Annotated in this window: 20 protein-coding genes and 1 pseudogene; 5 read left to right on the top strand and 16 right to left on the bottom strand. The window is 58.0% G+C overall.

Going from position 1 to position 24,693, the window contains the following annotated elements:
- Nucleotides 1–41: 41 nt before the first annotated feature.
- From cbl to chaB, 3 genes are all read right to left on the bottom strand, one after another.
- Nucleotides 42–995 carry an HTH-type transcriptional regulator Cbl gene (cbl, locus tag ACSJLU_RS14405; RefSeq protein ID WP_025303225.1) on the bottom strand — a complete coding sequence of 318 codons (954 nt, stop codon included), beginning with the start codon at nt 993–995 and terminating at the stop codon, nt 42–44.
- A 301-nt stretch (nt 996–1,296) separates the two neighbouring features.
- The gene (locus ACSJLU_RS14410) at nt 1,297–1,992 is read right to left on the bottom strand and encodes a gamma-glutamylcyclotransferase (protein ID WP_025303226.1); all 696 of its coding nucleotides are present in this window, start codon (nt 1,990–1,992) and stop codon (nt 1,297–1,299) included.
- Nucleotides 1,993–2,243: 251 nt separating this feature from the next.
- Nucleotides 2,244–2,471 (bottom strand): putative cation transport regulator ChaB, encoded by a 228-nt coding sequence (gene chaB, locus ACSJLU_RS14415; RefSeq protein ID WP_025303227.1) that lies wholly within the window; start codon nt 2,469–2,471, stop codon nt 2,244–2,246.
- A 130-nt stretch (nt 2,472–2,601) separates the two neighbouring features.
- Between chaB and ACSJLU_RS14420 the strand changes: the two genes are divergently transcribed.
- Together ACSJLU_RS14420 and chaA are read left to right on the top strand one after the other, a co-directional pair.
- Nucleotides 2,602–3,420, top strand: a complete 819-nt coding sequence (locus tag ACSJLU_RS14420; RefSeq protein ID WP_025303228.1) for a siderophore-interacting protein — start codon at nt 2,602–2,604, stop codon at nt 3,418–3,420.
- 294 nt (nt 3,421–3,714) lie between these two features.
- Nucleotides 3,715–4,818, top strand: coding sequence for a sodium-potassium/proton antiporter ChaA (gene chaA, locus ACSJLU_RS14425; RefSeq protein ID WP_025303229.1), 1,104 nt, complete (start codon nt 3,715–3,717; stop codon nt 4,816–4,818).
- A gap of 36 nt (nt 4,819–4,854) precedes the next feature.
- Here the strand turns inward: chaA and lpxO are convergent, their stop codons facing one another.
- From lpxO to putP, 6 genes are all read right to left on the bottom strand, one after another.
- Nucleotides 4,855–5,757, bottom strand: a complete 903-nt coding sequence (gene lpxO / locus ACSJLU_RS14430; RefSeq protein ID WP_025303230.1) for a lipid A hydroxylase LpxO — start codon at nt 5,755–5,757, stop codon at nt 4,855–4,857.
- A 234-nt stretch (nt 5,758–5,991) separates the two neighbouring features.
- Nucleotides 5,992–6,780: a phosphate starvation-inducible protein PhoH gene (gene phoH / locus ACSJLU_RS14435; protein WP_015378226.1), complete on the bottom strand. Its 789-nt coding sequence runs from the start codon at nt 6,778–6,780 to the stop codon at nt 5,992–5,994.
- Between the two features lie 716 nt (nt 6,781–7,496).
- Entirely contained in the window at nt 7,497–8,795 is a 1,299-nt protein-coding gene (gene efeB / locus ACSJLU_RS14440; protein ID WP_260514696.1) for an iron uptake transporter deferrochelatase/peroxidase subunit, read from the bottom strand.
- An 11-nt stretch (nt 8,796–8,806) separates the two neighbouring features.
- Entirely contained in the window at nt 8,807–9,943 is a 1,137-nt protein-coding gene (gene efeO / locus ACSJLU_RS14445; RefSeq protein WP_043138585.1) for an iron uptake system protein EfeO, read from the bottom strand.
- 20 nt (nt 9,944–9,963) lie between these two features.
- Complete coding sequence (efeU, locus tag ACSJLU_RS14450; RefSeq protein WP_049204115.1) at nt 9,964–10,809, bottom strand: iron uptake transporter permease EfeU; 846 nt, start codon at nt 10,807–10,809, stop codon at nt 9,964–9,966.
- 245 nt (nt 10,810–11,054) lie between these two features.
- Nucleotides 11,055–12,539 (bottom strand): sodium/proline symporter PutP, encoded by a 1,485-nt coding sequence (putP, locus tag ACSJLU_RS14455; protein ID WP_025303234.1) that lies wholly within the window; start codon nt 12,537–12,539, stop codon nt 11,055–11,057.
- Nucleotides 12,540–13,136: 597 nt separating this feature from the next.
- Between putP and ACSJLU_RS14460 the strand changes: the two genes are divergently transcribed.
- The 3 genes and pseudogenes from ACSJLU_RS14460 to ACSJLU_RS14470 all read left to right on the top strand — a co-directional run.
- Nucleotides 13,137–14,257 (top strand): IS3 family transposase gene (locus ACSJLU_RS14460; protein ID WP_103682169.1). Its coding sequence is split into 2 segments (ribosomal slippage): nt 13,137–13,395 and nt 13,395–14,257, totalling 1,122 coding nucleotides; the frame shifts between segments, so codons are not numbered across the junction.
- 78 nt (nt 14,258–14,335) lie between these two features.
- The gene (putA, locus tag ACSJLU_RS14465; protein WP_025303235.1) at nt 14,336–18,307 is read left to right on the top strand and encodes a trifunctional transcriptional regulator/proline dehydrogenase/L-glutamate gamma-semialdehyde dehydrogenase; all 3,972 of its coding nucleotides are present in this window, start codon (nt 14,336–14,338) and stop codon (nt 18,305–18,307) included.
- Nucleotides 18,308–18,507: 200 nt separating this feature from the next.
- Nucleotides 18,508–18,600: pseudogene (locus ACSJLU_RS14470) on the top strand (type II toxin-antitoxin system HicB family antitoxin); the annotation flags it as partial.
- A gap of 29 nt (nt 18,601–18,629) precedes the next feature.
- Here ACSJLU_RS14470 and tcyN read toward each other — a convergent pair.
- The 7 genes from tcyN to ACSJLU_RS14505 all read right to left on the bottom strand — a co-directional run bounded on the left by tcyN (nt 18,630) and on the right by ACSJLU_RS14505 (nt 24,630).
- The gene (tcyN, locus tag ACSJLU_RS14475; protein WP_197780454.1) at nt 18,630–19,382 is read right to left on the bottom strand and encodes an L-cystine ABC transporter ATP-binding protein TcyN; all 753 of its coding nucleotides are present in this window, start codon (nt 19,380–19,382) and stop codon (nt 18,630–18,632) included.
- Between the two features lie 3 nt (nt 19,383–19,385).
- Nucleotides 19,386–20,048, bottom strand: coding sequence for a cystine ABC transporter permease (gene tcyL, locus ACSJLU_RS14480; RefSeq protein WP_025303237.1), 663 nt, complete (start codon nt 20,046–20,048; stop codon nt 19,386–19,388).
- On the bottom strand, nt 20,048–20,848 hold the full coding sequence (gene tcyJ / locus ACSJLU_RS14485; protein ID WP_025303238.1) for a cystine ABC transporter substrate-binding protein: 801 nt from the start codon (nt 20,846–20,848) through the stop codon (nt 20,048–20,050). Before tcyJ ends, tcyL begins: the two co-directional genes overlap by 1 nt.
- 115 nt (nt 20,849–20,963) lie before the next feature.
- Nucleotides 20,964–21,956 (bottom strand): D-cysteine desulfhydrase, encoded by a 993-nt coding sequence (locus tag ACSJLU_RS14490; RefSeq protein WP_025303239.1) that lies wholly within the window; start codon nt 21,954–21,956, stop codon nt 20,964–20,966.
- 125 nt (nt 21,957–22,081) lie between these two features.
- Nucleotides 22,082–22,591, bottom strand: coding sequence for a flagella biosynthesis regulatory protein FliZ (fliZ, locus tag ACSJLU_RS14495; RefSeq protein ID WP_025303240.1), 510 nt, complete (start codon nt 22,589–22,591; stop codon nt 22,082–22,084).
- A gap of 55 nt (nt 22,592–22,646) precedes the next feature.
- Nucleotides 22,647–23,369, bottom strand: a complete 723-nt coding sequence (locus tag ACSJLU_RS14500) for an RNA polymerase sigma factor FliA (protein ID WP_004934752.1) — start codon at nt 23,367–23,369, stop codon at nt 22,647–22,649.
- A gap of 181 nt (nt 23,370–23,550) precedes the next feature.
- Nucleotides 23,551–24,630 carry a FliC/FljB family flagellin gene (locus tag ACSJLU_RS14505; RefSeq protein ID WP_127146011.1) on the bottom strand — a complete coding sequence of 360 codons (1,080 nt, stop codon included), beginning with the start codon at nt 24,628–24,630 and terminating at the stop codon, nt 23,551–23,553.
- Nucleotides 24,631–24,693 lie beyond the last annotated feature (63 nt).

The raw sequence follows: 24,693 nt of genomic DNA on the forward strand, positions 1-24,693 counted from the left end.
CAATGCAGAATGCGCGGCAGGAATTGCCTGCCGCTTATCGGTTAAATCTGGTAATCAATCACCGCGTCCAACTGCGACGAGAAGACCTTGTCTTTGATTTCGGTCAGCGACAGCGTCGGGTTGCACAGTTGGATAAAGCGCCAGGCATAGTTGCGCTGCAGCTGGCTGCGTTTCAGGCCCAGCCATACCGTATTGGGTTCAAACAAATGCTCGGCGTTGAGGCTGACCAACCCGCGATCGCGCTCTTTTTCATACGACATGTCCGCCAGCACGCCCACGCCCAATCCCAGTTCGACATAGGTTTTAATCACGTCGGAGTCTTGTGCGCTGAGCGCGATGTCCGGGGTCAGGCCCGCCGCTTTGAACGCCGCATCCAGCTTCGCGCGCCCGGTAATGCCCTGCCGGTAAGTGATCAGCGGCAAAGTGCTGAGCATCTCCAGCGTCACCTGCGGCTGACGCGTCAACTCGTGCCCTTCCGGCACCAGAATGGTGTGATGCCAGCGGTAATATGGGAACGACGCCAGCGATTCGTCGCTCATCAGCCGTTCGCTGGCAATGCCGATATCGGCTTCGCCGGCGGCCAACATCGAGACGATCTCTTCAGGGCTGCCCTGATTGAGCACCACCCGCACCCGCGGATAAAGCGCGCGAAACTCTTTGATCACCCCCGGCAGGCTATAGCGCGCCTGGGTGTGCGTCGTCGCAATATGCAGCTGGCCCGAGTCGTTGCTGCTGAAGACATCCGCCAGGCGACGGATGTTATTGGCGTCGTTGAGAATGCGCTCCGCCACCACCAGCAGCTCTTTGCCGGGCTCGGTCATGCCCAGCAGCCGTTTGCCCCGGCGAATGAATATTTCGATGCCCAGCTCTTCTTCCAGCTCGCGAATATGCCGACTGACGCCGGACTGCGAGGTAAATAACGTATTGGCGACCTCGGTCAGGTTGTAGTTGCAGCGCGCCGATTCACGAATAATTTTTAATTGTTGAAAGTTCATCCCCGTCTCCCTGTTTCTTCCAGTAGCGTTAGCCATATTGATACGGAGTCCCGCGGGGCTGAACAAATAAGAAATAACCTTTACTTATGCAATTTAATACTAAGTCGATCATTCTGCTTCGCATAGGGGATGGGAAACTGACAAAAAACAGCGAATGACTTTAAAAATAAAGGGATAGATAACCACAATAAAAACATGCCTTCAATCACTGTGCAAATTAAAGTTATTAAATATAGGCATTAGATATAAAAAAAGGGCTCAGCATGCTGAGCCCCTCACCGTTCGCATTCCCGCAGCAGCCTCAGGCGGTGGCCTCACTGCCGATGCCGCCGGTGCGGTTCTGCTGCAGCCATTGCTGCACGCAGCGCACCAGATCGCCGATGCAATCATCCTGCATGCCGTGGTGCTTCAACTCGTTATCCAGCGCAAACAGATATTGCGCGTTGGTGCCCAGCGGGCCGCTGGCGCTGGCGATCAATGGCGCGATCACCTGGTAGCTGGTGTCTTCTTCAAACAGCGGATGCTGCGGGTTCATCACGAATACCAACGCAGTAACCTTCTCGCCGCCATCCAACTCCAGCTCGCACCAGGTCGGCACGTAGCAATCGGTCACCATTTCGCGCTTCCAAAGCAGCTCCAACTCTTCACGCAGTTTGCTTTCCGGCAAGCGAAAGGCCAGGCCCGTAGTGTGGCCTCCGGCCTTCAACGCCAGCATGCGCCCCGGCTGATGCAGCGTGCCGCGCCCGGCGGTCAAGCGCATACAGAACGCCCGGTGCCAACCCTGCAGCTTGGCCGGCCGCACTTCTTCCGATTCGAAAACCGGGTTCCACATCAGCGAACCGTAACCGAATATCCATACGGGGCTGTGACCCGGCCGGCGCGATAAGGTGCAATCCAACGAGGCTGCACGCTGTTCAGGCGTCAGCAACAACGACTCCTCAATAGCGCCGAATGCAGTTTTGCAATCCGCTTTTTGCAGAAAATCTCGCGTTAACACTGATATTACCTCCCGGGAATACGATTTCTCGCCTTCCCTCGCCACTGCTGAACCTTTGATGTTTTATTTTCGGCTGCGGATTTTTATTAATTCAATCACCGCGCCTTATAAGAATGACCTTATTCTTTTCCTGACGTGCAATCAAGTTACAAAGCGGCGTTAAAGTGAAAAAGTATTTGTACTGAGCAGCAATAATATTAATTGCCGGGCTCCACATAATGTCTGCGCGATTTTTGCTGCGTGATAATTCGTTACTTTTTATGCCAACGTTCGTCATCGCCCTTACGATAGCTTTGCTTGACCGCCGCCCAAGCCACCTTATGCGCCGTCTCTTCACGGCTGTCGTCACCGCGCCGGTCATCGGGATCGCGGTATTGTTGCCAGGCGCTGTTGAACGCTTCTTTATAGATCGCCTGCGCATGTTCCGGCAGCACATGCTTCACATTGTCCGGCAAGTCGTTCGTGCTGTGGTAGGGCATATGGCCTCCCCTTTCAGGATGAGTGAACCTTAAGCCTAGCCCACATGCGGTTTCGTCTCAATTAGCAAACAATTCTCATTATCAAACGACATGTTATACTCACCGCCAAACGAACTATAAGGAGATCCCCGTGACTACCGAAGCCCCTCGCTCACGCGCCCCCTACCTGATCGCCGTCAGCCGCGTACAGGACATTACGCCGCACCTGCGCCGCATTACCTTTACCGCCCCCGATCTGCGTTACTACCCGGCCAATGCCGCCGCTGCACACATCAAAGTCTTTTTGCCGCTCGCCGGCCAGACGCAGCCGGACCTGCCGACGCTGACCGAAAACGGCCCGCGTTGGGCCGCAGATGCCGTACGCCCGATCGTGCGCACCTATTCCATCCGCGCCGTGCGCCCGGAACTGGCGGAAGTGGACATCGAGTTCGCCATTCATGACCATCAGGGCCCGGCGGTCGACTTTGCGCGCCAGGCGAAAGCCGGCGATAAAATCGGCATCAGCAACCCAGGCGGCCCCAAACCGATGCTGCCGGCCGCCGATTTCTACTCCCTGGCGGGCGATCCTTCCTCACTGCCTGCGCTGGCCGCGCTGTTGGAAAACCTGCCGCCGCACAGCGCCGGACGCGCTTTCGTCCGCGTCGACAGCAACGCTGACGTCATTGACCTGAAAAAGCCTGCCGGCGTTGAGGTGAATTGGGTTGTCGGCGGCACAGAGAAAACCGACGAATTGGTCGCTCGGTTCCGCGCGCAATCCGTGCCGCAGAGCGATACCCACTTCTGGCTCGCCGGTGAAGATCGCCTGGTGGTAGAGCTGCGCCGCTACCTACGCCGTGAACGTCAATGCGATCGTAATCGTCTTTATGCTGTGCCTTACTGGCGTGAGGGGCTAAATGAAGAGGGTTACCACAATAAACGGCATGAAATCATGGATAATATTGACGACTGATCGTCTCATCATCCTTGATTAACCGAGTACTAAACAAGTAAACATCACTTTTCTCAAATCTAACGTTAAAACTTGGCGTTATTGCGTAAAAGTAAGTAAATAAAACCGCACCCCGTGCGGTTTTTTTGCTACCCTGATCACATAAAGCAAGCAATTGCTTTCTCAGATAAAAACAACATCACACCGGCGCCGTGGGTGTATCCTAATATAAAATACCTACTGGAAACGCAGAGTTGCCGTATCACGGCAACCGGCGCTGACGGGCTACGCTGTTTGAGAAGGAGTGCCACCCTCATGAAGTCGCAACACGATCCTGGCCGATCCACCAAATCTCGCCACACCGAATACTCTCTGATCTTCCCTATCGCCGCGTTGGTAGTGCTAAATCTATGGGGTAGCACCGATAACTTTCCGCTAATCGTCGGCATCAATATTCTCGCGCTGGTGGGGATCCTCAGCAGCGCCTTCAGCGTGGTGCGCCACGCCGACGTGCTGGCCCACCGATTGGGCGAACCCTACGGCTCGCTGATCCTCAGTTTGTCGGTGGTGATCCTCGAGGTCAGCCTGATTTCCGCGCTGATGGCCACCGGCGACGCCGCACCGGCGCTGATGCGCGACACGCTGTATTCCATCATTATGATCGTTTCCGCCGGCCTGGTCGGTTTCGCGCTGCTCCTCGGCGGGCGCAAGTTCGCCACCCAGTACGTCAACCTCGGCGGCATCAAACAGTACCTGATGGCGATTTTCCCGTTGGCGGTGATCGTGCTGGTGTTCCCGAGCGCGCTGCCGGGCGGCAACTTCAGCACCGGACAAGCGCTGTTGGTGGCACTGATCTCCGCCGCCATGTATGGCGTGTTCCTGGTGATCCAGACCAAAACCCACCAGAGCCTGTTCGTGTACGAGCATGAAGACGACGATGGCGATCCGCATCACGGCAAGCCCTCTTCGCACAGCAGCGCCTGGCACGCCGCCTGGCTCATCGTGCACCTGATCGCAGTGATCGCCGTCACCAAGTTCAACGCCAATCCGCTGGAAGGCCTGCTGACCAAGATGAATGCACCGGCGCAGTTCACCGGTTTCCTGGTGGCGCTGTTGATCCTGTCGCCGGAAGGTCTGGGCGCGCTGCGCGCCGTGTTGAACAATCAGGTGCAACGCGCCATGAACCTGTTCTTCGGTTCGGTGCTGGCGACCATCTCCCTGACCGTGCCGGCGGTGACCATCATCGCCACCCTGACCGGGCAGACGCTGATCTTCGGCCTGCAAACGCCGCATATCGTGGTGATGCTGACGGTGCTGCTGCTGTGCCAGCTGTCGTTCTCGACCGGCCGCACCAACGTGCTGAACGGCACCGCCCACCTGGCGCTGTTCGCCGCCTACATGATGACTATCTTCGCCTGATCAAAAAGGGGCGCACTCTGTGCGCCCCTGCCTTCGTTATACCGAGAAGAATATCGCCGCGGCGATCCCCCCGAACAAAATCCACTTGATGATGTAATAACCGGTGCGGTTCCAGGCCTTCAGGCGTTTCCCCACCCGGCGTATCGCATAGATGTATTTGAACATCTTGTTGACGCCGCCGGTGCGATCGCCCTCTTCATTCGGCGCGGTGGCGGCGCTCATCAGGTTGCGCCCCAGCCAGTGATTCACCGCCTGCGCCCAGCGGTAGCGCATCGGCCGTTCGATGTCGCAGAACAGGATCAGACGATTCTGCCCGCTCTGGTTTTCCGCGTAGTGCAGATAGGTTTCATCGAACATCACCCCTTCACCGTCGCGCCAGCTGTAGCGCTCACCGTCCACCTCAATGAAGCAGCGGTCATCGTTGGGGGTAATCAACCCCAGGTGATAACGCAGCGAACCGGCATAAGGGTCGCGGTGACGCGGCAAACGGCTGCCGTCCGGCAGTTCGGCGAACATCGCCGCCTTGACCGAAGGCAGGCTGCGCAGCAGTTCCGTGGTCTGCGGGCACAGGGTCATAGCGGAAGGATGGCTGTCTTCATACCATTTCAGGTAAAAGCGCTTCCAACCGGTCTTGAAGAACGAGTTGAAACCGGCGTCGTTGAATTGATCGGACGCCTTGATCTGCTGGATCTCCATCAGCTTCTGTCCTTCGTCGCGGATGGTTTCCCAGTTCTCCCGCAGTACCGCCAGCTCAGGGAACTGCTCCGGCTTCAGGTACGGCGTGGTCGGCACACGGGAAAACAGATACATGAAAACGTTCAACGGTGCGGTAAAAGTGGAATGGTCAGACAGCTGTCGCCACACGTTGTAGCGCACCCGTCCGCGGTAATGCACATAGACGACGCATAAAATAAGCAAAATCAGAATGATGTATTTCATGTTTGAATCGCATCAAGGAACCCACACGCTATGCGCCGCGCGGCGCACACCCCAGATAATGTCCTTTTGGCGGCACAGGCAAATTGCGCGCCAATCTGGAACCCATTAATCATTAACGCTAACTCAACGAAAATCTATACAGAAAACCACAATAATTTACACAAAGGTTAAACGAGAGAGGAAATTGCGGAGATAAAAAAGGCCGCCGAAGCGGCCTTTCCATTAGCGGATAGGTTAACTGTAAGCGTTGAGCGTGCGCTGGCACAAAGCGGAACGCACGCAGTCCTGTTTTTCAAAGCGGATAACGCCGATCATCTCGTCCTCTTCGAAGCGTTCCAGGGCATCGCTGAGGCCGGATTTCACGCCGCGCGGCAGGTCGCACTGGGTCACGTCGCCGTTAACGATAACCGTCACGTTTTCCCCCAGGCGGGTCAGGAACATTTTCATCTGGCTGGCGGTCACGTTCTGGGCTTCATCCAGGATAACGACCGCATTTTCGAAGGTGCGTCCGCGCATGTAAGCAAACGGTGCAATCTCTACCTTGCCGATTTCCGGGCGCAGGCAGTACTGCATAAAGGAAGATCCTAAACGACGTACCAGAATGTCATACACCGGGCGGAAATAAGGGGCGAACTTCTCGGAGATATCCCCCGGCAAGAAACCGAGGTCTTCATCCGCCTGCAAAACAGGACGGGTAACGATAATCCGATCCACCTCTTTATGGATCAGCGCCTCCGCCGCCTTGGCGGCGCTGATAAATGTTTTGCCACAGCCCGCTTCGCCGGTGGCGAAGATCAGCTGCTTATTCTCTATGGCTGATAAGTAATGACCCTGAGCTTCGGTTCTAGCCTCGATGGGTGAGCTATCGCGCTTGTCTCGCGCCATGCCGATAGACTCGACTCCCCCCATTTGCACCAGCGAGGTCACAGACTCTTCTTCCAGCTGGCGATGACTACGAGCGTCACGACGAATAACGCGTTTCGCTTCACGACGTGCTTTGATCACTGCTTTCTGTCTACCCATAGTGGCACCTTACAGTTTGTTTCACCTACCGCAACGGCCAGGCCGTGCGATTATGTTTCACACACGTATTAGGTTTTGGCCTCCTCCGAGCCAATAAGAGCCAAGGGACAATGTGAATTGACGGCAACGCTTAAGCGCCGTTTTTTCACGGGACAACGCGGACTGCATCAATAAACGTGGAGTAAAAAGTGGTGAGATTCGGTAGCGATAAGAGTGCGGAGTTGCCGGTAAAAGAGAGTCGGAGAGAGAACCCTCGTTACAACGAGAAATCAGGGGAGATGTGTTATTTTTTCTTTCCAGCCCAACCAAGGACTTTACCATTAGCGATCCCCGCAGTGATATTTACAGCTTCAAGCTGTGCACCGTGTGAAAACTACCGCCAGATGATTACAGTATAATGACATTCAATCCTGTCGCGTTACTAAAATGTAAAAAAATTTATATTTTTTGTTTTTAGTTATCGCTAAAACACTATATCACGCACGACACGTCATTCCACAAGAATTTATAATCTATAAATATCAATAAATTATAATTAAACAGTGCGAATGACACTTTGGTTTCCTGATTAAATTTTGCACACCACAAAAGCGCACGCGGTGCGTGCTTTTTAATCCATAGGCCAGGTGTTGAATTGAGTTTCGACGCTCAATCTTCCGTACGGCAGGCAAAACAAAGTAAAACGAGGCAGGCGATCCCGCCTCGTCATTTCGGGTTCAGGCCTTGAGCAGGCCGCTGGCCAGATAGTCACCGTTCTCTTTCGCGCCCGGCAGCACGAAGAAATACCCGCCGCCAATCGGCTTGATGTATTCCTCCAACGCTTCGCCGTTCAGCCTTTTTTGCACCGTCAGGAAGCCTTTCTCCAGATCGGCCTGATAACAGACAAACAGCAGCCCCATTTCCAACTGCCCGGCATTGGATACCCCCAGCGAATAGCTGTAGCCACGCCGCAGCATCAGGTTGCTTTGGCTTTCCGGCGTACGGGGGTTAGCCAATCGAATGTGCGCGTCCATCGGGATCACCTTACCGTCGGGATCGTTCGCGTAATTCGGCTCGTCATGTTCATGCTTCATGCCGAGCGGCGCACCGCTGTGCTTCTCGCGGCCGAAAATGGTTTCCTGCTCCTGCAGCGGCGTGCGATCCCAAAACTCGACGCGGAAACGAATAATACGCGCCGCCTGATAGCTGCCGCCCGCCGTCCACGCCGGTTCGCCGACGCTGTCGCCGACCCACACCACCTTATCCATCAGCGGTTTGTCGTCGGTTTTCGGGTTGGCGGTGCCGTCTTTGAACCCCAACAGGTTAATCGGCGTCTCTTTGCCTTTGCTGCGCGCCGCGTGCGCGGAGATGAACCCTTCCCGCTTCCAGCGCACGCTGAGCAGATCCGGCGAGTGCTTGATGATGTCACGCAGCGCGTGGAGAGCGGTTTCGTTGGTGTTGGCGCAGATCTGCAGCAGCAGGTCGCCGTGGCAAAGCCCGGCGTCCAACGCATCGTTGGGGAAGCGGGTCATTTTCTGCAATTTCAGCGGTTTGTGCGCCTGCAGACCAAAGCGTTCGTCGAACAGCGATGCGCCGACCGAGACGGTGATGGTCAGGTTGTCCGGGTAAATCTCCGGCCCCATGATGCCGGAATCGAGCGGTGGTAGTTTGGCGTCCACCTCCGGCGCCTTGCCGCCGTGAGTCAGGAAGGCGATGCGATCGGTCAGTAGCCGAAACAGGCGCTCCAGCCCCGCTTTGTCGGTCGCCAGCACATCGAACGCCACCAGCATCATCGCCGCCTGTTGCGGCGTCAGCACCCCGGCCTGATGGCGGCCATAAAACGGCTGCTTCTGCCAGCGCTCATCCTGCGGCGTCGCCAACGGCTCCGCCGCTTTGTCCGCCGCCTGCACCAGACGGGTGCCGCCCAGTGCCAGTGCGCCCAGCCCCAGCCCTTGCAGCAAACGGCGCCGCGAAGGCGATGCCGCCCCCTGAGAGTGCGGATGAGGCCCGTTATTCGGGCCTACCTTGTTGCTCATAACCTTATGCCTCAGTCCAGACCCAACACGCCGCGCAGTTGGGAAAGATCTTCCGCCAGCGTGGTGATCGGCCCTTTCAACGCATTGCGATCGGCATCGGTCAGCTTCTCATAGGACTCATAGCCGTCTTTGGTTTGGTACTTCGCCAAGATGGTGTCCACGGTTTTGAAGTTGGCGTCGATCTTGTCCAGCAGCGGCTTATTGGCCTTGACCAGCAAAGGACGCAGCAGGTTGACTATCTTCTGTGCGCCGTCGACGTTGGCCTGGAAGTCCCACAGGTCGGTGCGGCTGTAGCGGTCTTCTTCACCGCTGATCTTGCTGGCCGCCACCTCTTCGATCAGCCCGGCTGCGCCTCCCACCACTTTGCTCGGCGGGAAGGTCAGTTCACTCACGCGCTTTTGCAGCTCGACGGTGTCGTGGTACAGGCGATCGGCGTAGGCGCCCATGTCTTTGGTTGAGTTGTCGGCAAACAGCGCCTTCTCCAGACGGTGGAAACCGGTGAAGTTCGGATCCGCCGATTTCTTCTCGTAGTCGTCTTCGCGGGCGTCGATGCTGCCGTCCAGATCGGAGAACAGCTCGGCGATCGGCTCGATGCGCTCATAGTGCTGGCGGGTCGGCGCGTACAGCTTGCGCGCTTGCTCCACGTTACCGGCCTTCACCGCGTCGGTGAACAGCTTGGTCTGTTTCACCAGCCCATCGACTTCTTTGGTGACGTAGACTTTGTATTCGGCGATCGGGCCAACCAGATCCAGCGCGCTCGGCTTGCCGTCGGTAGCGCCGTTGGCCGCCGCAGTGACAATCAGTTTGCCTTTCGGATTGCTCAGCAGCCCGCAGGTCATGTCATATTCGCCCGCTTCCAGCGTGGCGGTCATTTTCTGGGTGAAGCCCGGCGCGATGTTTTCGCGCTCTTCCACCACCATCACCCCTTTCAGGATTTCCCATTCGACATTTTTCTGGCTGGTGTTATGCACCACAAATTGCGTTTTGCCGGCTGGCACCGTCAGCTGCATCGGTTCGCACTGCTTGTCGTTGACCGTGACCTTGACCTGCGGCACGTCCGCCGCCAAGGCGTCGATGCTCAGCGCAAACGCCGGGATAGCCAGTAATGCTGCGTGCAACGCCTTACGGCGAAATAACGGAGTAGACATACGAGATTCCCTATTAAACATTAATGATTGATTTTACGTTGCGCCGGGGCCGCTGCCGGCTCCGAGCGCTGCGGCAGGAAAAAGAAAATCAGCGCCGGGATCAGATACAGGAAGTAGACCGCCACTTCGCTGACCGTTGGGGCTTCCTGATAGCCGAGAATGCCTTCCAGCAGGGTGCCGAACAGCGAATGGGTCGACAGGGTGCCGCTGAAATCGAAGGCGATGTCCTGGAAATGGTTCCACAGACCGGCTTCGTGGAAGGCGCGGATCGCCCCGGCGGCCAGGCCGGCGGCGACGAACAGAATGAACAGGCTGGTCCATTTGAAGAATTTGGCCAGGTGCAGCTTCACCCCGCCCCAGTAAATCATCATGCCCAGCACGATGGCGGCAACCAGCCCGAGCACCGCACCGATCGGCGCCGCGGCACCCACGTCTTGCTGAAACGCCGCCAACAGGAAGAACACCGACTCCAGCCCTTCACGCGCTACGGCGAAGAACACCATCGCCACCAACGCCCAACCCTGCCCTTTACCGGCGTTAAGCGCCTGATCGATCGCCCCTTCCAGATGCACCTTGACCGATTTGGATACCTTACGCATCCAGAACACCATATAGGTGAGGATCAGCACCGCCACCACCGCCACGATGCCTTCAAACAGCTCCTGCTGTTTTTGCGGGAACTCGCCGGTGGTCTCATTGATGAAGATGCCGAGCGCCAGACACAGCGCCGCGGCGACAATCACGCCGATCCACACCGCACCGAGCCATTGGCTGCGCTGCGTGCGTTTCAGGTAGCTGGCGATCAGGCTGACGATCAGCGCAGCCTCCAGCCCCTCGCGGAACATGATAAGAAAGGGAACAAACATAAATAAACACCCCTGAAAAGACCGCGGCGGCAGAGAAAACTGACTCAAAATGAGCGGCGGCAACTCTGTAAAGAAACGTAAAATACAACGAGAGTGATTATCATTCTGCCAAGAAGAAATACAAGAGGCGCAAGCGTGATTTTTTCTAATCAAATGTCGCCAGGTGTTACAGCTGAGTGACAGTGGCGAACAGGCAAAAAGAAGGGGCGCTCTGCGCGCCCCTTGCTGACTGACATCGAACGGCGTTACACCGTTTTGTACTCGGCTTCCGCCTGATCGAAACGTTCGGTCATGGTGGCGGAAGGTTGGCGGCCCATCAGGCTCACAACCACGATGGCGAAACAGCCCAGAATAAAGCCCGGGATGATTTCATACAGGCCCAGCCATTCATACTGTTTCCAGACGATCACCGTCACCGCACCGACCAGCATCCCGGCCAGCGCGCCGTTGCGGGTCATGCGCGACCACATCACCGAAATCAGCACCACCGGGCCAAAGGCGGCGCCGAAACCGGCCCAGGCATAGCTCACCAGGCCCAGTACGCGGTTTTCCGGGTTGGCCGCCAGCGCGATGGCGATCAACGCCACCACCAGCACCATCACGCGGCCGACCCATACCAGCTCACGCTGGCTGGCGCCTTTGCGCAGAAATGCCTTGTACAGGTCTTCAGTGATCGCACTGGAGCACACCAGCAGCTGGCAGCTCAGGGTACTCATGACCGCCGCCAGAATCGCCGACAGCAGCACGCCCGCCACCCATGGGTTGAACAACAACATCGCCAGTTCAATGAACACGCGTTCGCCGTTCTGCGACACGTTACCGGCTTGATCCGGGTTATTGGCGAAGTAAGCAATGCCGAAGAAACCGACGGCGATGGTGCCGGCCAGGCACAGGATCATCCAGGTCATGCTGATGCGACGCGCGCTGCGGATGGTGCGGTGAGAATCCGCCGCCATGAAACGCGCCAGGATATGCGGCTGGCCGAAGTAGCCCAGGCCCCAACCCAGCAGCGACAGGATGGCGACGAAGTTCAGCCCCTTCAACATGTCAAGGTTGGCCGGGTTCTGTGCCTGGATCACCAGCATCGAGGTATCGATGCCGCCAACGGCGAAGATCACGATCACCGGGGTCAGGATCAGCGCGAAAATCATCAGGCTGGCCTGCACGGTGTCGGTCCAGCTCACCGCCAGGAAACCGCCGATAAAGGTGTAGAGGATGGTCGCTGCGGCGCCGGCCCACAGGGCGGTTTCGTAGCTCATGCCGAAGGTGCTTTCGAACAGGCGCGCGCCGGCCACGATGCCGGAGGCGCAGTAAATGGTGAAGAACACCAGGATGACGATGGCCGAGATCACCCGCAGCAACTTGCTGTTGTCTTCAAAGCGGCTGGTGAAATAGTCCGGCAGCGTCAGGGCGTTGTTGTTGGCTTCGGTATGTACGCGCAGCCTTCCTGCCACCAGCTTCCAGTTCAGGTAAGCGCCAATGGTCAGGCCGATGGCGATCCAGCTTTCGGAGATGCCGGAGAGGAAGATGGCGCCCGGCAGGCCCATCAGCAACCAGCCGCTCATGTCGGAAGCGCCGGCGGACAGCGCGGTCACCACGCTGCCCAAACTGCGGCCGCCGAGAATATAGTCATCAAAGTTGTTGGTTGCCCGGTAGGCAAGCAGGCCGATCAGCACCATCCCGAAAATGTACACCAGGAAGGTCACCAGCATAGGTGTGCTCATTGTCATTTAATTCTCCACTTTCATTATTATTCGCGTTTCGCTCCGGCCAAGCCGGCGCCGGTAAACCCACGCGCAATGCATTTCACTGGCCGCCGCGCCGGAACGTGGCGCAGCCTGCGAGCAAGTGCAGGTAAAATAGTTTCTGCCCGTAATTGTTGACCGTCGGTTATCCTAGATGAGCCTTTCATCAACCAACAAGATATTTAACAACAAAGTTACACAAAGTTTACCCTGCGTCACATTTACCGGGCTCAAAGGTTGCACTCACGACAAACAAAATGAGTTGCACCCTGCTATTACCCTCATATACCGCAAGGTAAAGCGCCTGCGGCGTAATAAACCCCGCCGCGTTCGCTCAATAACGCAACATTCGTGCCAACTGCCTGTGTTAAAAAATCGATGAAACTCACACTTCGTTCATCCGCCTGATTTAACAAGGTTGCACAAAGTTGCAACATGCAGGATATTGTCTGCATTCTTGACACCACACATCACACGAACCTATCCCAACAGGCTTTCCAGCCTGCTGTTTTGACCTGCTCCCCGTTGATTAATACACCGCGATGTTAGTAATGTCTTCATAAGCCACATGAGGACATCCCCATGAAGAAGCGTTTTTCCGACGAACAGATCATCAGTATCCTCCGCGAGGCTGAAGCCGGGGTTTCTGCCCGTGAGCTCTGCCGTAAGCACGCCATTTCCGACGCCACCTTTTACACCTGGCGTAAGAAGTATGGCGGTATGGAGGTGCCCGAGGTTAAGCGCCTGAAGTCGCTTGAGGAAGAGAACGCCAGGCTCAAGAAGCTGCTTGCCGAAGCCATGCTGGATAAGGAGGCGCTTCAGGTGGCTCTGGGGCGAAAGTACTGACGACAGGCCAGAAGCGGGAAGCCGTGGTGTTGATGTGTGATGCGACCGGTCTGTCGCAACGTCGTGCCTGCCGGCTTACAGGTTTGTCCCTGTCGACCTGCCGTTATGATGCTCAGCGTCCAGCTGCTGATGCACATTTATCAGGGCGTATTACTGAGCTGGCGCTTGAACGCAGACGTTTTGGTTATCGGCGCATCTGGCAGTTGCTGCGTAGGGAGGGCCTTCACGTCAATCACAAGCGGGTATACCGTATTTACCACCTTAATGGACTGAGCGTAAAACGCAGACGACGCCGTAAAGGGCTGGCGACCGAACGGTTTCCGCTTCTGCGCCCGGATGCACCGAACCTTACATGGTCGATGGATTTCGTTATGGATGCACTGGCCAACGGTCGCAGGATCAAGTGCCTGACCTGTGTGGATGATTTCACGAAGGAGTGTCTGACGATCACCGCTGCTTTCGGTATTTCAGGCGTTCAGGTCACGCGTATTCTGGACAGCATCGCGTTGTTTCGGGGGTATCCGACGACAATAAGAACCGATCAGGGCCCGGAATTTACCTGCCGCGCGCTCGATCAATGGGCCTTTGAGAATAGTGTGGAACTACGGCTTATCCAGCCAGGTAAGCCAACGCAGAACGGATTTATTGAGAGTTTTAACGGACGCTTTCGCGATGAGTGTCTGAATGAACACTGGTTCAGCGATATTCTCCATGCCCGGAAAACGATTAATGACTGGCGGCAGGATTATAACGAGTGCCGTCCCCATTCATCGCTGGATTACCAGACACCAGCTGAATTCGCAACGGACTGGCGAAACAGGAAATATGAAGAAAAACCAACCGACATTACTAACTGAAGGTTGTATCTAATCCTGGGGGCAGGTCAGTTTGTCTAGCCTGATGGGATAGGTTCTAAACACAGGAGTTGGATAGGCATGGGCACTACCACAATGGGCGTGAAACTCGACGAGGCAACACGCGACCGGATCAAGAGCGCCGCGCAGCGCATCGATCGCACGCCGCACTGGCTCATCAAGCAGGCCATCTTTAATTACCTCGAGCGTCTCGAGAGCGGTACCGATATTCCTGAAATTCCAGCGCTGGCCGCTGCGGGCCAGCCTGAAGCGGACGACATTATGCCGCAAGCGCAGGAAGAGTCACACCAGCCATTCCTCGATTTCGCCGAACAAATTCTGCCGCAATCGGTGACCCGCGCCGCCATCACCGCCGCCTATCGTCGCCCGGAGACCGAAGCGGTGCCGATGTTGCTCGAACAGGCGCGATTACCTGCCGATCTTGCTCAGGCTACTCACAAAATGGCCTACGGCATCGCCGAGAAGTTGCGTAACCAAAAAAGTGCAAACGGCCGCGCCGGCATGGTGCAAGGCCTGCTGCAAGAGTTCTCCCTCTCCTCGCAGGAAGGCGTAGCGCTGATGTGCCTGGCGGAAGCGCTGCTGCGCATTCCGGACAAACCGACCCGCGATGCCCTGATCCGCGACAAGATCAGCAACGGCAACTGGCATTCGCACCTCGGGCGCAGCCCGTCGCTGTTCGTCAACGCCGCCACCTGGGGCCTACTGTTCACCGGCAAGCTGGTGTCGACCCATAACGAAGCCAATCTGTCCCGCTCGCTGAACCGCATTATCGGCAAGAGCGGCGAGCCGCTGATCCGCAAAGGCGTGGACATGGCGATGCGCCTGATGGGCGAACAGTTCGTGACCGGCGAAACCATCGCCGAGGCGCTGGCCAACGCGCGCAAGCTGGAAGAAAAAGGTTTCCGCTACTCCTACGACATGCTGGGCGAAGCCGCCCTGACCGAGGCCGACGCCCAGGCCTACCTGGTTTCCTACCAGCAGGCGATCCACGCCATCGGCAAAGCCTCCAACGGCCGCGGCATCTATGAAGGCCCCGGCATCTCCATCAAATTGTCCGCCCTGCACCCGCGCTACAGCCGCGCGCAGTACGAACGCGTGATGGAAGAGCTTTACCCGCGCCTGCTGTCGCTGACCCTGCAGGCACGCCAGTATGATATCGGCATCAACATCGACGCCGAAGAGGCCGACCGACTGGAAATCTCGCTCGATCTGCTGGAGAAACTGTGCTTCGAGCCGCAGTTGGCCGGCTGGAACGGCATCGGCTTCGTGATCCAGGCCTACCAAAAACGTTGCCCGTTCGCCATCGACGCGGTGATCGACATGGCGCAGCGCAGCCGCCGTCGCCTGATGATCCGTCTGGTGAAAGGCGCTTACTGGGACAGCGAAATCAAACGCGCCCAAATGGATGGCCTGGAAGGTTATCCGGTTTACACCCGCAAGGTGTACACCGACGTATCCTACCTGGCCTGCGCCCGCAAGCTGCTGTCGGTGCCGAACCTGATTTATCCGCAGTTCGCGACCCACAACGCCCATACGCTGAGCGCCATTTATCACCTGGCCGGCAATAACTACTACCCTGGCCAGTATGAGTTCCAATGCCTGCACGGCATGGGTGAACCGTTGTACGAACAGGTAGTGGGCAAAGTGGCCGACGGCAAACTGAACCGCCCTTGCCGCATCTATGCACCGGTCGGCACCCATGAAACGCTGCTGGCTTACCTGGTGCGCCGCCTGCTGGAAAACGGCGCCAACACCTCGTTCGTCAACCGCATCGCCGACGCCACCCTGCCGCTCGACGAGCTGGTGGCCGATCCGGTCAGCGCCGTGGAAGCGCTGGCGGCCAGCGAAGGCCAGATTGGTCTGCCGCATCCGCGCATTCCGCTGCCGCGCGAGCTGTATGGCGAGAAACGTACCAACTCCAGCGGCCTGGATCTGTCCAACGAACAGCGTCTGGCCTCACTCTCCAGTGCCCTGCTCACCAGCGCCAGCCATCCGTGGCGCGCGGAACCTATCATCGATGCCGAGTTGGATCAGGGCGTCGAGCAGCCGGTGATCAACCCGGCAGAGCCAGGCGATGTGGTCGGCTACGTGCGTGAAGCCACCGAAGGCGAAGTCAGCCGTGCGCTCGACGCCGCCGCGGCCGCCGGCCCAATCTGGTTCGCTACGCCGCCGACGGAGCGCGCCGCGATCCTCGAACGCGCCGCCGAGCTGATGGAGAGCCAGCTGCAAAGCCTGCTGGGCATTCTGGTGCGCGAAGCGGGTAAAACCTTCAACAACGCCATCGCCGAAGTGCGCGAAGCGGTCGACTTCCTGCACTACTACGCCGGCCAGGTGCGCGACGACTTCGCCAACGACAGCCACCGCCCGCTGGGCCCGGTGGTCTGCATCAGCCCGTGGAACTTCCCGCTGGCGATCTTCACCGGCCAAATCGCCGCCGCGCTGGCGGCGGGCAACAGCGTGCTGGCCAAACCGGCCGAGCAAACGCCGCTGGTGGCCGCGCAGGCGGTGCGTATCCTGCTGGAAGCCGGCATTCCGCAAGGCGTGCTGCAGCTGCTGCCGGGCCAGGGTGAAACCGTCGGCTCAACGCTGGTTAACGATGCCCGCGTCCGCGGCGTGATGTTTACCGGCTCCACCGACGTCGCCGGCATTCTGCAACGCAGCATCGCCGGCCGTCTGGATCCGCAAGGCCGTCCGACGCCGCTGATCGCCGAAACCGGCGGCCTGAACGCCATGATCGTCGACTCCTCCGCCCTGACCGAGCAGGTGGTGACCGACGTGGTGGCCTCCGCCTTCGACAGCGCCGGCCAACGCTGCTCCGCGCTGCGTATCCTGTGCATTCAAGAAGACGTGGCCGAGCACACGCTGCAAATGCTGCGCGGCGCGATGGCCGAATGCCGCATGGGCAATCCGGAGCGCCTGTCGACCGACGTGGGGCCGGTGATCGACGCCGAAGCCAAAACCGGCATCGAACGCCACATCCAAGCGATGCGTGCCAAAGGCCGCAAGGTCTACCAGGCCGCCAAAGGCAGCGCGCAGGATGAGAAAGAGTGGGCGCGCGGCACCTTCATCAAGCCGACGCTGATCGAGCTCGACAGCTTCGACGAGCTGCAGAAAGAGATCTTCGGCCCGGTGTTGCACGTGGTGCGCTTCCAGCGCAACAATCTGGACGCGCTGGTCGATCAGATCAACGCCGCCGGTTATGGCCTGACGCTGGGCATTCACACCCGTATCGATGAAACCATCGCCCGGGTGACCGAACGTGCCAAGGTCGGCAACCTGTACGTCAACCGCAACATGGTCGGCGCAGTGGTCGGCGTGCAGCCGTTCGGCGGCGAAGGCCTGTCAGGCACCGGCCCGAAAGCCGGCGGTCCGCTGTACCTGTACCGTCTGCTGGCCAACCGCCCGGACGACGCGCTGCAACGTACGCTGCACCGTCAGGACGAAGAGCGCCCGATGGAAGCCACCGCACGGCCGCAGCTGCTGGGTGCGCTGCAATCGCTGGAGAAATGGGCGGTCACCAGCCAACACGGCGAACTGGCGGCATTGGCGCAGCGCTATGCGGAACTGGGCCAGGGCGGCACCGTACGCCCGCTGCCGGGCCCAACCGGCGAGCGCAATACCTATGCCCTGTTGCCGCGTGAACGCGTGCTGTGCCTGGCGGATAACGAAACCGACGCGCTGACCCAGCTGGCCGCCGTGCTGGCGGTTGGCAGCTGCGTGCTGTGGCCGGAAGCGGAACTGCAGCGCAATCTGTTCCGCCGCTTGCCGAACGATGTGCAGGCGCGCATCGCCTTCAGCAAAGACTGGCAGCAGGATAAGGTCGAGTTCGACGCCGCCATCTACCACGGCGATGCCGACCAGCTGCGCACCCTGTGCGAGCAGATCGCGCAGCGCGGCGGCGCCATCGTTTCGGTGCAGGGCTTCGCCCACGGTGAAACCAACATCCTGTTGGAACGCCTGCTGATCGAACGTTCGCTGAGCGTCAACACCGCCGCCGCCGGCGGTAACGCCAGCCTGATGACCATCGGTTAACGCATCGCCAAGGCGGCCATGCATGGCCGCCTGATTGGCTCACCGCTACGCAAACCCTGCACTCGTGCAGGGTTTTTTATTGTCCGCAGGCCGATCAGCCGTTAGCGCCTTATTATCCTTACAGGGTGGGGCGTCGCTCTTGGACGATAACAACATAGACGGATTATTCTGTTTGAAAGCCGCGTCAGAGCGCTACGAGACGCATTGACTCTCGGGTTCGGCAATATCCGGGATACGGCAGCCGCAGCGGATTTCTCGCCGCCGCGCGAAACGAATGGTTGAAAGCGGAGTGAATGCGGTCGGGGGAAACGCCCCCGACGCCTTATTGATTCCGGAACTTGTCGAGGAATTGCTGGGTGCGCTGATGCTGCGGATTGGCGAACAGCGCTTTGGCCGGGCCCTGTTCGACGATGCGGCCGTGATCCATAAAGATAACCCGGTCGGCCACGTCGCGGGCGAAGCTCATCTCATGCGTGACGATCACCATAGTGCGTTTCTCTTCCGCCAGTGAGCGCATGGTATTGAGCACTTCCCCCACCAGCTCGGGATCGAGCGCCGACGTCGGCTCGTCGAACAAAATCACCTCCGGCTGCATCGCCAGCGCGCGCGCGATAGCCACCCGCTGCTGCTGCCCGCCGGACAGTCGACGTGGATAAGCCTGCTCTTTGCCGCTCAGGCCCACCTTGGCCAGCAACGCGCGGGCGCGCTGTTCCGCGCTGGCTTTCGCCTCGCCTTTAACGATAACCGGCCCTTCGATGATGTTTTCCAGCACCGAACGGTGCGGGAACAGGTTGAAGTTCTGGAACACGAAACCGACCTGCTGACGCAGCGCCCGCACCTGATTTTTCTGTTTGCTCAGCGGCTTGCTGCCGTCGATCTGAATATCGCCGACGCGAATGGTGCCGGAATCCGGCTCCTCCAGCAGGTTGATGCAGCGCAACAAGGTGGTTTTCCCCGAACCGCTCGGCCCGATGATCGCCACCACTTCGCCGGCGTCCACCGCCAGATCGATCCCATGCAGCACCGTCTGACCCTTGAACTGCTTGGTCAATTGCTTAACTTCAATGGCACTCATGCGCTACTCCTGATCCTGGCGATTAACGTGGGCTTCCAGACGGTTTTGCAGCGCGGAAAGCAGGGTTGCCATCACCCAATAAATCAGCGATGCCGCCAGGTACATGGTGAACACTTCCAGCGTGCGCGAGGTGATCAGCTGCGCCTGGCGGAACAGTTCCGGCACCTGTATGGTGGCGGCCAGCGAGGTGTCTTTCACCAGGCCGATAAAGCTGTTGCCCAGCGGCGGCAAGGCGGTGCGCGCCGCCTGCGGCAGGATCACCCGGCGCAGGGTTTGCCAACGGGTCATGCCAATGCTGGCGGCGGCTTCCCACTGCCCTTTATCGATCGACGAAATCGCCGCGCGCAGCGTTTCCGAGGTGTAGGCGGCGGTATTGAGCGACAGGCCAATCAGCGCCGCCGGGAAAGGGTCGAATTCGATGCCGAACTGCGGCAGACCGTAATAGATCATAAACAGCTGGGCAATCAACGGCGTGCCGCGGAACAGCGACACGTAAATACGCGACAGCCACGACAGCGGCCACAGCGGCGAAAGGCGCATCAGCGCCAGCAGAAAACCGAGCAACAAGCCTAGCGCCATACCGCCCAGGCTGAGCTGAAGCGTCAGTATTGCGCCCTTCAATAAAAATGGCGCTGAATCCAGCGCCAGTTGAATACTTTCGTGCATTATTTAGTTACGTCCGCGCCAAACCATTTCTCGGAGATCTTCGCCAGCGTGCCGTCTTTTTGCATCTCGGCGATCGCCTGGTCAATCGCGGCCAGCAGCTCTGGGTTGTTCTTGCGCAGCGCCACGCCGGATTCCTGGCGAGAGAACGCCGGGCCGGCTACCGCCAGCGTATCGCCGGTTTTCTTCACCAGATCCAGCGCCGCCAAGCGATCCACCAGAATGGCGTTGATGCGGCCAACGCGCAGATCCTGATACTTGGTCGGATCGTCGTCGTAGGTGCGCACGTCTACGCCCTGCACGTTCTCGCGCAGCCATTGCTCATAGTTGGTGCCCAGGCCAACGCCGACCTTCTTGCCCTTCAGGTCTTCCGGCTTGGTGATGGTGCCTTCGTTGCCCTTTTTCACCAGCGCCTGAATACCGGAAACGGTATACGGAGTGGAGAAGTCATATTTCTTCTTGCGCTCATCGGAGAGCGTCACCTGGTTGATAACCACGTCGATACGTTTCGAGTCCAACGACGCCAGCATGCCGTCCCACTTGGTCGGGTTCAGCTTGGCTTTCACGCCCAGATGTTCCGCCAGCGCGTTGGCGAAATCCACTTCAAAACCGGTCAACTTGCCGTCTTCACCCTGGAAGCTGAACGGCGGATAGGTGCCTTCCAGCCCGACGATCAGCGTGCCGCGCTGTTTCACCTGCTGCAGCAGGTTATCAGCGGCGTAGGTTTGAGTCGTCACACCGGCGGCCAACGCAATACCCACCACGCCCAACAACCATTGACGACGAACTTTCGCAAACATCATAAACACCCCTGTGTGTTATTTATCTTTTTTGATATCAGCACTTTAACAGTGCGACCGCCCGCATAAAGGAATATAACTTTATAAATATAGTTCAAAATGGAATAACAAGCGGTTTTTACACCTGCGGATGGTAGGCGAACAGCGCCGGCGCACCACCGGTGTGAACGAACAGAATAGGGCCCTCATCGCGGAAGCGCCGCTGGGCGATGCCGTCGATCAAACCGGCCATCGCTTTGCCGGTGTATACCGGATCCAGCAACACGCCCTCTTGCTGCGCCAGCAGCTGCACGGCCGCCATGCCCTCTTCGTTCGGCATGCCGTACTGCGGCGCGAAATAATCGTCCCACAGCGCGATCGGCGCCAGCTCGTCGATATTCAGCGAACAAGCCAGGGCTTTCTGGATCTGCTCCACCTTCGGCAGTTGATCGATCACGGTGCGCGAGACCGTCACGCCGATCAACTCGGTTTCCGGCAACAGCTGCTGCAATCCTACCGCCAGCCCGGCGTGAGTGCCGGCGCTGCCGGACGCCACCACCACAGAACTGAACGCCACGTTGCTGCGTTGGCTCTGTTCGGCAATTTCCAATGCGCACTGCACGTATCCCAGCGCGCCCAGGGCATTGGAACCACCCACCGGCACCACGTAAGGCCGGAACCCCTGCGCCTCAAGGCGCGTCGCCAGTTCCGCCAGCTGTTGCTGCGGATCGTGCAGCGCTTCGCACATCACCACCTCGGCGTTGAACAGGCCGAGCAACAGGCGGTTGCCGTTGGTCAGGTAGTTTTCCGCGCGGGTGTCGATAGGGTTTTCCAGCAGCGCGACGCAGTGCAGGCCGAGTTTCGCCGCCACCGCCGCCGTCTGGCGCACGTGGTTGGATTGAATGGCGCCGGCGGTGACCAGCGTATCGGCGCCTTGTCGCAGCGCGTCGGCGGCCAGAAACTCGAGCTTTCTCAGCTTGTTGCCACCCATGGCCATTGGAGTGACATCGTCACGTTTGAGGTAGATTTCGCGGCCGAGGTAATCGGAGAGACGGGACAGCTTTTCGAGCGGTGTGGCGGTGCCAACCAGATCCAGACGCGGAAATTGCGCCAGTTGTTGTTGCAGGTTCACTACTTCCCCCCAGGGAATCGAATATCAACATCTGATAACCGATAGATTTAGCAGATGTGAACTGAATAATCATCCTTTATCACGGGGGAAACAGCAGGCCCCGGCCCAACGGCCGGGGAAAAGTCTCAGTAGCTGCGCTGCCAGGCGAGATACTGATCGTATTTGCGCAGCGCAATGCGGTAGTTATTGTGCGCTGCGGTAGGCAGATCGTCGATGATGCGCTGATGGCTGGCGCTGCTGGCGAATTTATCCGCCGGATAGTTGCGCGCCACCAGCATTTCGTCCAGCCGGCGCAGCCGCACTACATACTCACGGATGGTGCTGTGGCTCATCTCGGTCTGTTCGAACAGATACTGCTTGAACGCCATGATGTCGAAATAGCTCGGGTGGCTGTTGCAGGAGATCTCGCTGCAAAAGCGGCACAGCGCGGTCAGCTCGTGCTGCACGTTTTGCCAGACCGCATCGTCGATCGGCTGATCCATGCGCGCGATGGCTTCTTTATTGATAATCTTGCCGCGAAACACCAGCGCCATGCGGTCCAACAGTTTGCCGCACTGGGAGCAATGGGTCTGGCTGTGCTTGTAGTCTTTCAGGTAACGGCTAAGCGGCCGTTTCTTCAACAGTATTCCTGGCATAAAGGGCAGTCCGATTGTCGCATGAGTCATCGAGTTGAGGGGCGGCGGGTCGCCGTCAGGTATCGTTCGCCAGCCGCGCACGCAGCCGTTTGATCGCCTGACTGTGCAGTTGGCTGACGCGGGACTCCCCGACGTCCAGCACGGCGCCGATCTCTTTGAGATTCAACTCTTCCTGGTAATACAGCGTCAGCACCATTTTTTCGCGCTCCGGCAACGCCTCGATGGCGTCAATCACTCGTTGGCGCAGGCTGCCTTCCAACAGGTGATGCAGCGGGTTGGCCTCTTCATGCCCTTCCAGCATCGGTTCCGCGTTCTCGCCATGCTCCTCGCGCCATTCGTCGTAGGAGAAAAGCTGGCTGTTATTGGTGTCCAACAGAATTTGACGGTACTCATCCAGCGAGATATTCAGCGTCTGCGCCACTTCCGTCTCGCTCGCCGGGCGGCCGTAACGCTGTTCCAGTTGCCGCATCACCTGCGCGACCTCGCGCGCATGGCGCCGCACGCTGCGCGGCACCCAGTCGCGGCTGCGCAGCTCGTCGAGCATCGCGCCGCGAATGCGCTGCACCGCATAGGTGGTAAAGGCGGTTCCCTGTAGGGCGTCATAACGCTCAACGGCGTTCAATAGCCCGATTCCCCCGGCCTGCAGCAGGTCGTCAAGCTCCACGCTGGCGGGCAGCCTGACCTGCAGGCGCAACGCCTCGTGGCGCACTAACGGCACGTAGCGCAGCCAGAGAGAATTTTTGTCCATCACGCCTTCGGCGGTATACAGATCGCTCACTATGTCTTAAACCTGCGGATAAGAGAGTCAGCGCTATTATGCGTAGGGGGCGAAATGCCAATCGGCTGAACAGTCGCACAAAACAGGCTTTATTTGCGCCATGTAATAACCGCGCGGTGCGCGAGCATAAAAAACCCCGCCGAAGCGGGGTTTCTTTGCGACAGTTAATCGGGAGAGACGATTAACGCAGCAGGGACAGAACGTTCTGAGTAGACTGGTTAGCCTGTGCCAGAACAGAGGTGCCAGCCTGTTGCAGGATGTTGGCACGGCTCATGTTGGACACTTCGGTCGCGTAGTCAGCATCCTGGATACGGGACTGAGAAGCGGACAGGTTGTTCACGGTGCTGTTCAGGTTGTTGATAACAGAATCGAAACGGTTCTGTACCGCACCCAGAGAAGAACGCAGGCCGTCAACCTGTGCCAGCGCTTTGTCCAGAGTTGCCAGTGGGTTTTGAATGTCATCAACTGTCTTAGTGTCTTTAGTATAAGTCACGGTACCAGCTGTTTTGTCGTATGTTGCTTTAGCTTCAACATAAGACTTAGAACCATCTTTAGCAGTTGACTCGACCATATATACAGTTGCGCCATCTTTGTCGGTACCGCTGACCAATTTGTCGCCGTCTTTGATGGATGTAGCATCAATTTTTACTTTTGCATCTACAGTATCAGCACCATCTTTGTATTTGATAGTCGAACCATCGGTTACTGCGCCACCAACTTTAGTGCCTTTAGTGGTGATGTCAAACTTATCCAGACCCAGCTCTTTAGAATCGATCTTTTTCAGGTCGATATCGATGGTTTCACCGTCGTTAGCGCCAACCTGGATGGTCAGTTTCTGATCGCTGCTCAGCACTTTCACGCCGTTGAAATCGGTCTGCTCGGAGATGCGGTTGATTTCAGACAGACGCTGAGTGATTTCGTCCTGGATGGATTTCAGGTCGCTGGAAGAGTTGGAGCCGTTCTGCGCCTGTACAGACAGACGACGGATGTTCTGCAGGTTGTCGTTAACTTCGTTCAGTGCGCCTTCAGTGGTCTGCGCCAGAGAGATACCGTCGTTGGCGTTGCGAGAAGCCTGAGTCAGGCCTTTGATGTTCGCGGTGAAACGGTTGGAGATCGCCTGACCCGCAGCATCGTCTTTCGCGCTGTTGATACGCAGACCGGAAGACAGACGCTCAATCGCAGTGCCCAGAGAAGACTGAGATTTGTTCAGGTTGTTCTGCGCCATCAGCGACAGGCTGTTAGTGTTGATTACTTGTGCCATTGTTTGCTTTCCTTACGAGTCAGTTGCGTTCTTCGCAACACGGTTAAAAGGTTCGGGCTTATT

Origin of the sequence: Serratia bockelmannii (genome assembly GCF_051803255.1) — a bacterium.
Classification (GTDB): domain Bacteria; phylum Pseudomonadota; class Gammaproteobacteria; order Enterobacterales; family Enterobacteriaceae; genus Serratia; species Serratia bockelmannii.